Raw genomic sequence first — 12,001 nt, 5'->3', positions numbered from 1 at the left:
ACACCGACAACCGCGCACTCGCCAACGCCTGACGAATCACCCGCTGCTGCGACGGACCATTCGGCGCCGTCAAACCATTCGACGCACCATCCTGATTCACCGCAGAACCACGAATCACCGCAAGTACTCGATGCCCTTGCCGCCGGGCCTCCGACAGACGCTCCAGGAGAAGCACGCCCACGCCCTCGCCCCAGCCCGTACCGTCGGCCGCAGCCGCGAAGGGCTTGCAGCGACCGTCAGGGGCCAGACCGCGCTGACGTGAGAAACCGGTGAACACATCCGGGGTGGCCATCACCGTCACCCCACCCGCCAGCGCAAGCGAACACTCACCACGACGCAGAGCCTGCGCCGCCAGATGCATCGCCACCAACGACGACGAACACGCCGTATCCACCGTCACCGCCGGACCCTCAAGACCCAGCGAATACGCCACCCGTCCCGACACCACGCTCCCGGAACCGGCAAGCATCGCATAGCCCTCCAGCTTGGCATCGTCTCCGCTGCTGAGTCCGGTGGCGTAGTCGTGGTACATCACGCCCGCGTAGACACCGGTCGGGCTGCCCTTCAGCGACACCGGATCGATACCGGCCCGCTCCAACACCTCCCACGACGCCTCCAGCAACAACCGCTGCTGCGGATCCGTCGCCAGCGCCTCCCGCGGATTGATCCCGAAGAACCCCGCATCGAACTCATCGGCGTCATGGACAAACGCACCCTGGTCGGCGTAGCTCGTTCCAGGGTGGTCGGGGTCCGGGTGGAAGAGACGGTCGAGGTCCCAGCCCCGCCCGGTCGGGAAGTCGCCGATGACGTCCTTCCCGGCGGCGACCAGGTCCCACAGCTCTTCCGGGGAGTTCGCATCGCCGGGGAATCGGCAGGTCATTCCGATGATGGCCACGGGCTCATCGGAATCGGACACGGCCAGTACGGGCCGGTCCGTTCCGCTGCCCGCTCCGGTGAGGCGGGTGCAGAGATACTCCGCCAGCACCCGCGGAGTCGGATAGTCGAACACCATCGTCGCCGGAAGACGCAACCCCGTCACCGACGACAACCGATTCCGCAACTCCACCGCCGTCAACGAGTCAAAACCCAACTCCTTGAACGCAGCCTCACCCCGTACCTCAGCGCCAGAACCAAACCCCAACACCACCGCCACGGCGCCACGCACCACCTCCAGCACCACACCCAACCGACCCGCAGCGTCCAGCCCCGCCAAACGCCCCACCAGACCGGACACCTCAACGCCCCCGGCGGCCAACCGCCGACGCACCCCACCACCCGACAACCCACGCAACACACCCGGCACATCTCCGCCTGCGAGCCCCGCCACATCCAGGTCAACGGCCACCACCAGGGGTTGGGGCAGCCGGCACGCGGCATCCAGCAGCGCGAGACCGCGATCGGAGGAGAGCGGCCGCATACCGCGCAGCCGGGTGAGTTCGGTCCGGCCCATATGCCCGGTCATGGCGCTGGCCCGTTCCCACAGGCCCCAAGCGACCGAAAGTCCCGGGAGTCCACGGGACCGGCGATGGGCGACCAGGGCGTCGACGAACGCGTTCGCGGCGGCGTATCCGGCCTGGCCCGCGTTGCCCACCACTCCGGCGGCCGAGGAGAAGGTCACGAACATGCCCAGCCGCAGATCGCTCGTCGCGGTGTGCAGATGGGCGGCGGCGGCAGCTTTCGCCGCCCACACCCGCGCCACCTGTTCCGGTGTCTGCGAGGTGATGAGGCCATCGTCCAGCACACCCGCGGCATGGATCACGCCGGTCAGCGGATGCTCCGGACCGACCCCGGCCACCAGATCCACCACCGCGCCCGCATCCGCGACATCCACCGCCGCGATCCGCACCCCCGCACCCAACTCCTCCAACCGGGCAGCCAACACCCCCGCTTCCGGAGCCTCCACACCACGACGACTCACCAGCAGCAGATGCCGGACACCCCACACACGCACCACATGCTCAGCCACCAGACCGCCGAGCAGACCGGTACCACCGGTGATCAGTACGGTGCCGTCAGGATCGAGCGCCCCGGGCGTGTTCTCCAGCTCGGCCACGTCGGGCTCTTCACCCGCGGCGCCCCGAGCACGCTTCAGACGGGGCACCAGCGGTTCCCCCTGCCGCAGGGCCACCTGTGACTCGTCCGTCCGTATGGCGAGCGCCACGACGTCGAGGGCACGGTCGGCATCGAACTCGTGGTCGGCGTCAAGGTCGAGGAGCAGGAAGCGGTCCGGGTTCTCGGCCTGGGCACTCCGCAGCAACCCCCATACCCCCGCGGCGGCCACATCCAGCTCACCGGCACCGGACGATCCGCTCCCGTCGCGGCGGACGTCGACGGCTCCCCGGGTCACCACCACCAGCCGGGCGTCTGCCAGACGCGGCTCCGCCAACCAGTCCTGTGCCAGCTTCAGTACGCGCTCGACGTGGCTCAATCCCTCAGCGGCAGCCCGAGCGGCGATATCGGTGTCGCCCGAGTCGCCCGAATCGGCGACGTCCGGCAGAAAAGCGAAAGCCACCGACGGCGCGGCCATACCGTCGTCCACGGCGGCGACCAACGACGCCAGATCGGGATGCCGCGCCATGTTCGGTCCCACCGCGCGGATGGCCTCGCCCAACACCACCTGAGTGCCCGCGTCGGAGACGTCCGGGGCGGCGGGCTCAGCGAGAAGGGGAATCCACTCCAGCGTGAGCAATCCGTCGACATCACGTCCGCTCACCGCACGAAGCTGGTCGGCGTCGGCCGGGCGCATCGACAGGGAGTCGACGGTCAGTACGGGCTCGCCCACGGCATCGGCCACGATCACACGCAGCCCGCGCTCACCGTCGGCGCCATCCGCGTGCGGAGTGATGCGGACGCGGATCGCCGTCGCCTCGGCAGCCCACAAGGACACACCGTTCCAGGCGAACGGCAACCACAGTCGCCCGTCGTCATCCGATGCGCCGGCGGCAGCGGATCGATCGGACAGGAGCATGGGGTGCAGGGCGGCGTCCAGCAGCGCCGGATGGATACCGAATCCCTCGTGGTCTCCGGCGGCTTCGGGCAGGGAGAGTTCGGCGAGCACATCAGCGCCGTCCTGCCAGACCGCGCGAAGCCCCTGGAACGCGGGCCCGTAGGCATACCCGGCCGCCACAACACGTTCGTAGAAGCCCTCGACGCTGATGGACTCCGCCTCCGCCGGAGGCCACACCCCGCCCAGGTGCTCCGGCCCCGTCCCCACTCCGGGCGGGCTCAGCACACCTTCCGCGTGGCACACCCAGCCCGCGTCGGCGCCGGGCTCGGCGTCACGGTCGGGGCGGGAGTAGATGCTCAGCGAACGCCGCCCCTCGTCGTCGGCTTCGCCGACGACCACCTGGACGCGGAGCCCGCCCGAGTCGGGGAGAACCAGCGGAACCTGGAGCGCAAGCTCCTCCACCCCGGCGCATCCAGCCTCGTCGGCCGCGCGCAGGGCCCACTCCACCAGGGCCGCGCCCGGCACCAGCACGGTGCCCGCCATGGCGTGCTCGCCCAGCCAGCCATGTCCACCGCCAGCGGAAACACGACCGGTGAGCACCAGTCCACCATCGGCGAGCCCCACCGCGGCGGGCAGCAGGGCATGTTCCACCCGCTGCAACCCGGCGGCCCCGACATCGCCCGTTCCGGGCGCGGAAGTGGCCCAGAAGCGCTGGCGCTGGAAGGCGTAGGTGGGCAGATCGACGGCACGGGGACGGGGCTCGGCCGGGAACAGAGCCGTCCAGTCCACCTCCACACCAGCGGTGAACGCCTGCGCCAACGACTCGACCAACTGCCGCTGACCACCATGATCACGACGCAACGTCGGCACCGTCACCGCCCCGACACCCACCGACTCGAACGTCTCCTGCATCCCCACCGTCAACACCGGATGCGAACTCGCCTCCACAAACACCCGATGCCCATCCGCAACCAACACCTCGACGCTCTCCGCGAACCGCACCCGCTCCCGCAGATTCCGCACCCAATACCCCGTGTCCAACACCGACGTATCGATCCGGGCACCGGTCACCGTCGAGTAGAAGGCCGTCCCCGAACCGGAGATGTCCACCGGCCGGATGCCTTCCAGGACACGCATCAACTCGTCATGGATCTCATCGACCTGAGGACCGTGGGAGGCATAGTCCACCTCGATCAGCCGCGCCCGGTCACCGCCCTCCTCACACGCCGCGACCACAGCCGCCACCTGCTCCGGCGGACCCGACACCACCGTCGAACCAGGACCATTCACAGCCGCCACACCCACACCAGCAGCCCGCTCACCCAACCCGGCAAGCACCTGACCAGCACGCTCCAGACCAACACCGAGCGAGGCCATCGCCCCACCACCGGCCAACCTGCGCAACGCCCGACTCCGCAACGCCACAACCCGCGCGCCATCCTCCAACGACAACGCACCCGCCACCACCGCAGCCGCAATCTCACCCTGACTATGACCCACCACCGCAGCAGGCCTCACCCCATACCCCGCCCACACCGCAGCCAACGACACCATCACCGCCCACAACACCGGCTGCACCACATCAACCCGACCAAGATCAGCCGAGCCCTCCACCCCCCGCAACACATCCGTCAACGACCAGTCCACATAGGGACCGAGAGCACGTTCACACTCCGCCACCCGCTCAGCGAAGACGGGCGACACCTCCAACAGCCCGGCACCCATCCCCACCCACTGCGAACCCTGACCCGGAAACACCAACACCGGACCTGTACTCGCACCAGCCACCACCCCAGCAGCCTCCGAGGTCACCACACCCGGGTGCGAACCACCCACCGCAAGCGCCTCAACAGCAGCCCTCAACTCCCCACCATCAGCCCCCAACACCACCGCACGATGCTCGAACACCGAACGCCCCGAGACCAGCGACCAACCCACCCCCACCGGCGAGAGATCAACCTCCCCCGACACCCGGCCCGCCAACGCCGCCGCCTGCCCCCGCAACGCCTCCGCACCACGCGCGGAGAGCACCCACGGAATCACCCCACCGAGGCACTCGCCATCCTCCGTCGTGGCAGGCTCACCCTCCGCTTCCACCTCCGGAGCCTGCTCCACGATCACATGGGCGTTGGTACCGGAGATGCCGAAGGAGGACACTCCCGCCCGGCGCGGACGGTCGCCGTTCGGCCACGCGACCGCCTCGGTCAGCGGCCGCACTCCGCCGCCCTCCCACTCCACATGCGGGGTGAGCTCATCGATGTGCAAGGTCGCGGGCAGCATCTCGTGGCGGAGTGCCATCACCATCTTGATGACACCTGCCACACCCGCCGCGCCCTGCGTATGACCGATGTTCGACTTCAACGACCCCAACCACAAAGGCCGCTCCTCCGACCGATCCCGCCCATACGTGGCGATCAACGCATCAGCCTCGATCGGATCACCGAGTTTGGTACCGGTGCCATGCGCCTCGACCGCGTCCACTTCCGAGGGGGACAAACGGGCGCTCGCCAGGGCCTGCCGGATGACCCGCTGCTGGGACGGTCCGTTGGGGGCGCTGAACCCGTTGCTGGCGCCGTCCTGGTTGATGGCCGAACCCCGCAGTACGGCCAGCACCTGATGCCCGTTGCGCCGCGCGTCGGACAGCCGCTCCAGGAGTATGAGGCCGACGCCCTCGCCCCAGCCGGTACCGTCCGCGGTGGCCGCGAACGCCTTGCAACGGCCGTCCGGGGAGAGTCCGCGCTGCCGGGAGAATCCGGTGAACACCTCGGGGGTACTCATGACCGTCACCCCACCGGCGAGTGCGAGGGTGCACTCACCCTGGCGCAGTGCCTGAGCGGCCAGGTGCAGTGCCACCAGTGACGACGAGCAGGCCGTCTCGACGGTGACGGCGGGCCCTTCCAGACCGAGGGTGTAGGACACCCGGCCGGACAGGAGGCTCGGGGCGTTGCCCGCGTAGCCCTCGCCGCCCTTCTGCGGGAGGTCACCCGCGGAGGTGCCACCCGTGGTGGCCGTTCCGGCGTAGACACCGGTCGGGGATCCCTTGAGGGAGAGCGGGTCGATGCCCGCGCGCTCACACGCCTCCCACGCGGTCTCCAGCAGCAGTCGCTGCTGTGGGCTGGTGGCCAGTGCCTCGCGCGGGCTGATGCCGAAGAACTGGGGGTCGAACCGGTCGGCGCCGTCGAGGAATCCACCGCGGCGCACATAGGTGGTGCCGGGGTGGTCGGGGTCCGAGTGGTAGAGACCGTCCAGATCCCAGCCGCGGTCGGTCGGGAAGTCGGCGATGGCGTCCACGCCGTCGGTGACCAACCGCCACAGCGCCTCGGGAGTGTCCACTCCGCCCGGGAAGCGGCAGGCCATGCTCACCACGGCCACCGGCTCCTGGGCACGCTCCTCCACCTCACGCAAACGCAGCCGCGTATCGTGCAGATCCGCGGAGACACGCTTGAGATATTCGACCAGCTTCTCTTCGTTCACGTTCACCATGAGGGGTTCACCCGGCCTTCAGCGTTCGTCGCGCCCGGCACATTCAGGACACACCGAGTTCGTTGTCGATAAAGTCGAGGACCTGGGCCGCGGACGCGGACTCCAGCCTCTCGGCCGCGGTCTTGTCGTCCGCGGCTTCCACCGGCTTCCGTGTCGCCTTCCATTTCGCCAGCAGGCTCTCCAGGCGGGCCGTGACCGTCAGCGACGCGTCGTCCTCGACCTCGAGGCCGATCAGGGTGGCTTCCAGCCTGGCCAGTTCGTTGAGGACGGGATCGACGCGGTCCGGGCCCGCCGGGGCGCCTTCCTCGGGGGCGATGCGCTCCAGCAGGTAGTCGGCGAGTACGCCCGCTTCCGGATAGTCGAAGACGAGCGCGGCGGGCAGCCGCAGACCGGTGGCGGCCGCGAGCCGGTTGCGCAGTTCGACGGCGGTCAGGGAATCGAAGCCGAGATCCTTGAAATTGGCGTCCGCCTGCACGGCCTCGGTGTCGGTGTGTCCGAGAACCGCCGCCACATGGCCACGGACAAGGTGGAGCACGGCCCGGTGGCGTTCGGCGGGCGACAGTCCCGCGAGCCGTGCGGACCAGTCGGCCGGGCGTACATCGGCAGTGGCCGCCGTACGCCGCCCTGCCGCGCCCACGGTGCTCGTGGCGACGAGTGCGCGGAGCAGCACGGGCAGGCTGTCGACGGGCTGCGCGGCCAGGGTCCGTACGTCCATGTCCGCGGCGATCAGATGGTGGCCGCCGTGTTCCGCGGCGGCGTCGAGCAGCCGCAGCGCGTGTTCGCTGGACATCGGCGTGGCACCCGAGCGGGACATGCGTGCGAGGTCGGCATCGGTGAGGTCACCCGTCATGTCGCTTGCTTCGGCCCACAGCCCCCATGCCACCGATACCCCGGGCAGGCCGGCGGCCTGCCGGTGCGCGGCCAGCGCGTCACAGTAGGCATTGGCCGCCGCGTAGTTGGCCTGCCCCGGGCTGCCCATCACACCGGCCGCCGAGGAGAACATCACGAACATCCCCAACCGCAGATGCTCGGTGGCAGCATGCAGATGAGCCGCGGCCGTGGCCTTCGCCGCCCACACCCGCGCCAGCCGCTCCGGCGTCTGCGAGGTGACCACGGCATCGTCCAGCACACCCGCCGCATGGATGACCCCGGTCAGCGGATGCACCGGATCAACACCCGCCACCAGCTCCCTGACCGCCTCGGCATCGCTGACATCCGCGGCGACGATCCGCACCTCAGCGCCCAGGGTCTCCAAGCGGGCGGTCAGTTCCTTGGCTCCCGGGGCTTCGTACCCACGTCGGCTCACCAGCGTCAGATGACGGGTCTGGCCTGTGCGGACGAGGTGTTCGGCGACGAGCCCGCCGAGGGTGCCGGTACCACCGGTGATCAGAACGGTGCCATCGGGGTCCACCGGCGCGGGAACGTCCAGCACCAGCTTGCCCGTATGCCTGGCCTGACTCAGATACCGCAACGCCTCCCGCGCCCGCCCGAGCGGCCACGAACGCACCGGAAGCGGCTCCAGCACCCCCGCCTCGAACAACCGCACCAACTCAGCCAGCATCCGACCGATCAGATCGGGCCCGGCATCGGTGATCAGGTCGTAGATCCGGTAGATCACACCGGGATGGGCGATGGCGATCTGTTCGGGGTCGCGGAGGTCGGTCTTGCCCATCTCCAGGAAACGACCGCCCTCCCCCAACAGCCGCAACGAGGCGTCGATGAACTCCCCCGCCAGACTGTTCAACACCACGTCCACACCGCGTCCGCCGGTGGCTTCGCGCAGGGTGCCCTCGAAGTCCAGGTCACGGGAAGAGGCGCGGTGCGCGGCATCGATACCCATGGACTCCAGCACCGGATGTTTGCCGGGACCGGAGGTCGCATAGACCTCAGCACCCAGATGACGGGCGATCCGCACAGCCGCCGTTCCCACACCACCGGTCGCGGCATGGATCAGCACCGATTCATCCGCACCGAGACCGCCCAGTTCGACCAGCCCGTACCAAGCGGTCAGATACGCCACAGGAGCGGCGGCCGCCTGCTGAAAGCTCCAGCCGACCGGAATCGGCGCGACGAGCCGGGCATCCGTGACCACCAACGGACCGAAGGCACGGTCGAAGACCCCCATGACCCGGTCGCCCACCGCGACGCCTACGACATCCGGACCGACGGCGACCACCACACCGGCGCCCTCACCACCGAGACCGGTCTGACCAGGGACCATGCCCAGACTGATGAGCGCGTCACGGAAGTTGATGCCTGCGGCGTGCACCGCCACCCGCACCTGTCCGGGCGCCAGAGGTTCGAGTACCTCGGGGCACGGCACCGGCCGCACGTTCTCCACGGTCGCCGCACCGGTCAGCTCCAGCCGCCACGCCGGGTGTCCGACCGGGCCGGTGATTCCGCCGCTGCTCGCACCACCGGCGCGCATCAGCCGGGGCACCCACCACCGTCCGGACCGCATCGCGATCTGCGGCTCGTCCTCCTCGACCGCATGCGCGACACCATGCAGTACGGTCCGTTCAGACCCGTCGTGGTGGTGTGTTTCGGCGTCCGGGTCCAGGTCGACCAGGAGGAAGCGCCCCGGATTCTCCGCCTGTGCACTGCGGACCAGCCCACAGACCGCTGCACCGGGGACATCAACCGCCGCTCCGTTCCCGGGCGTATCCGCACCGGTGACGAGTGCCGCGCCACGGGTCACGATCACCAGGCGGGACTCGGCGAGCCGTGGTTCGGCCAGCCAGCCCCGGACCAGTTCCAGGGCCCGTTCGGTCTGCGCCAGTCCGTCGTCCGGGGTGCCGGTGGTGGTGAAGTGTGCGAGGGCCACCGATGGCACGGCTGCCCCCGTGTCGAGCGCGGCCGTCAGCGCCGTGAGGTCGAGGTGGCGCGCCGAACCGGGCACGAGCGCCGCGGACTCATCGGCGCCCAGCTCCGCCCAGTCGGCGCCGTCACCGTGTGGGTCGGTGTCGCTCTCCGTCATCGGCAGCGGGGTCCAGTCCAGGGTGAACAGCCCGTCCTGACCGCTGCCGCCTGCCGCCCGCAACTGATCGACACCGGCCGGGCGCATCACCAGCGCGTCCACCGTCAGTACCGGCGCGCCCACGGCGTCGGCCACGGTCACCGTCAGACCGCGTTCGCCCTCGGCACCGCCTTCACCGGGGCCACCGGAGGTGTGCGGGGAGAGCCTGACGCGTACCGTGGTCGCGCCGCTCGCCCACAGTGACACTCCGTTCCAGACGAACGGCAGCCACACCTGGGCGTCGTCCCGCCCCTCGGTGGCCGTCCCCGTGGCGTCCGGCTCATCGCCGGGCCGGTCCAGGAGGAGTGCCGGATGGAGCGCGGCGTCCAGCAGAGCGGGGTGGATACCGAAACCGTCCCGGTCCCCGACAACTTCGGGCAGGGCCACTTCGGCGAGTACGTCCGCGCCGTCCCGCCATACGGCACGCAACCCCTGGAACGACGGACCGTACACATAGCCCGACGCCGCCACTCGCTCGTAGAACCCGTCCAGCCGCACGGGTTCGGCACCCGCCGGAGGCCAGGCACCGGGCTCTTCCACGGGGCTCTGGGAGGTGGGCGGGCTGAGCACACCCTCCGCGTGGCACACCCATCCGGCGTCCACGCCCGGTTCCGCGTGGCGGTCGGGACGGGAGTACACACGCACATCGCGCCGCCCGTCCTCGGTGGCGGCACCCACGACCACCTGGACCCGCAGCCCTCCGGACGCGGGCAGGACCAGCGGGACCTGGAGCGCGAGCTCCTCCACACCCCCGCATCCCGCCTCGTCCGCGGCGCGCAGGGCCCATTCGACGAGCGCGGCCCCGGGCACCAGGACGGTACCCGCCATCACATGTTCGGCCAGCCATCCGCCCGAACCGCCGGCCGTGACGCGACCGGTGAGCAGGAGTCCACCGTCGGCGAGATCCACCGCGGCGGGCAGCAGCGCATGCTCCACGCGCTGGAGTCCGGCGGCGGCCACGTCACCGACCCCGGCACCCGCCGGGAGCCAGTAGCGCTCCCGCTGGAAGGCGTAGGTGGGCAGGGGAACCGGTCGCGGCGCCGGATCGGCCGGGAACCAGCCCGCCCAGGCGACGTCGTGGCCATGGACGTGGAGCTGGGCGAGGGTGTGTCCCAGCGCGTCGCCGTCGGCGCGCTTGCGGGTGAGGGTCGCCACCACCAGCGGCCCGGAAGCGTCATCGGCAGCCGGTTCACCCGGTGAGAGGTGCTGCAACGTGTGCTGGGTGGCGGAGGCCAGGACGGGATCGGGTCCGAGTTCGAGGAAGACGCCCGCCTCGGGGGCGATATGTGTGACGGCGGGGTGGAACAGGACCGGACGGCGGATGTGCCGGGCCCAGTAGCCAGGGGTGGCGATCAGGTCGTCGGCGGGCTCGCCGGTCAGGTTGCTCAGCACCGGGATGGTGGGCGGGTGGTAGGTCAGACCCTCGATGGCCCGGGTGAACGGTTCCAGGATGGGGTCCATCAGCGGGGAGTGGAAGGCATGGCTCACCGTCAGGGCCTTGGTCTTCCGCCCCCGCTCCGCCCATGCCGCACGGACACGGTCGACCAGCTCGAACGGACCCGAGATGACGGTACTGCCGGGAGTGTTCAGCGCGGCCACGCCGACCTGGCCGTCGAACTCCGCGAGATCATCGGCGAGCTCTTCGGCGGTGGCCTCGATCGAGGCCATACCGCCGCCCGCCGGAAGGTCTCCCATCAAGGTGGCGCGGGCGGCCACCAGTCGGCAGGCGTCCGCCAGGTCGAACACTCCGGCCACCTGGGCCGCGGCGACTTCCCCGATCGAATGGCCGAGCACCACGTCCGGGGTCTGCCCCAGAGAGGACAGCAGTCTGGCCAAGGCGATGTGCAGCGCGAACAACCCGGCCTGCGCATAGGTGGTGTGGTCCAGCAGCCCGGGCCGCTCCGCCACACCCGTGAAGACCACCTCACGCAGAGGGTGTTCGAGATACGGGTCGAGGTGACCGCAGACCTCGTCGAACGCCGCGGCGAACACCGGGAAGCGGGCGTACAGCTCGGCTCCCATGCCCAGACGCTGGCTGCCCTGGCCGCTGAACATCCATACGGCTTTCCCGGCGGTGCCGATCCCGGCACCGGGGCGGACGACCGACGGATGGGACTCGTCGCCGGCCAGCGCCTCCAGGGCCGTCAGCAGTCCGTCACGATCGCCGCCCAACACCACCGCCCGGTGCTCGAACAGCGTCCGGGTGGTGGCGAGCGACCAGCCGATGTCCGCGGCCGACGCCTCGGGTTCCGCGCCCAGATGGGCGACGAGTGCTGTGGCCTGGGCGTGCAGGGCTTCGGGAGTGCGGGCGGAGAGTACCCACGGCACGGCTCCCACCGGATCCGATACAGCCGCCTCTTGTGCTGTTGCTTCTTCCGGGGTGTGTTCCAGGATCAGATGGGCGTTGGTGCCGGAGGCACCGAAGGACGACACACCCACCCGACGCGGACGATCCGACACAGGCCACTCAACAGCCTCCGTCAACAACCGAACCGCACCACTGCCCCAATCCACATGCGGCGTCGGCTCATCAATATGCAACGACGCAGGAAGCA

The 12,001-nt window shown here is 70.0% G+C and carries 2 protein-coding genes; both read right to left on the bottom strand.

The window, feature by feature from the left end; translation table 11 throughout:
* A partial coding sequence (locus NMK44_RS41480; protein WP_254753321.1) for a type I polyketide synthase occupies positions 1-6,430 on the bottom strand: 6,430 nt, incomplete at its 3' end.
* Positions 6,431-6,473: 43 nt separating this feature from the next.
* Positions 6,474-12,001 (bottom strand): SDR family NAD(P)-dependent oxidoreductase (locus tag NMK44_RS41475; RefSeq protein ID WP_428849375.1); only part of this gene is annotated, 5,528 nt, incomplete at its 5' end.

This window comes from Streptomyces cucumeris (genome assembly GCF_024295805.1).
Taxonomy (GTDB): domain Bacteria; phylum Actinomycetota; class Actinomycetes; order Streptomycetales; family Streptomycetaceae; genus Streptomyces; species Streptomyces cucumeris.
This window is presented reverse-complemented; position numbering and strand designations above follow the sequence as displayed.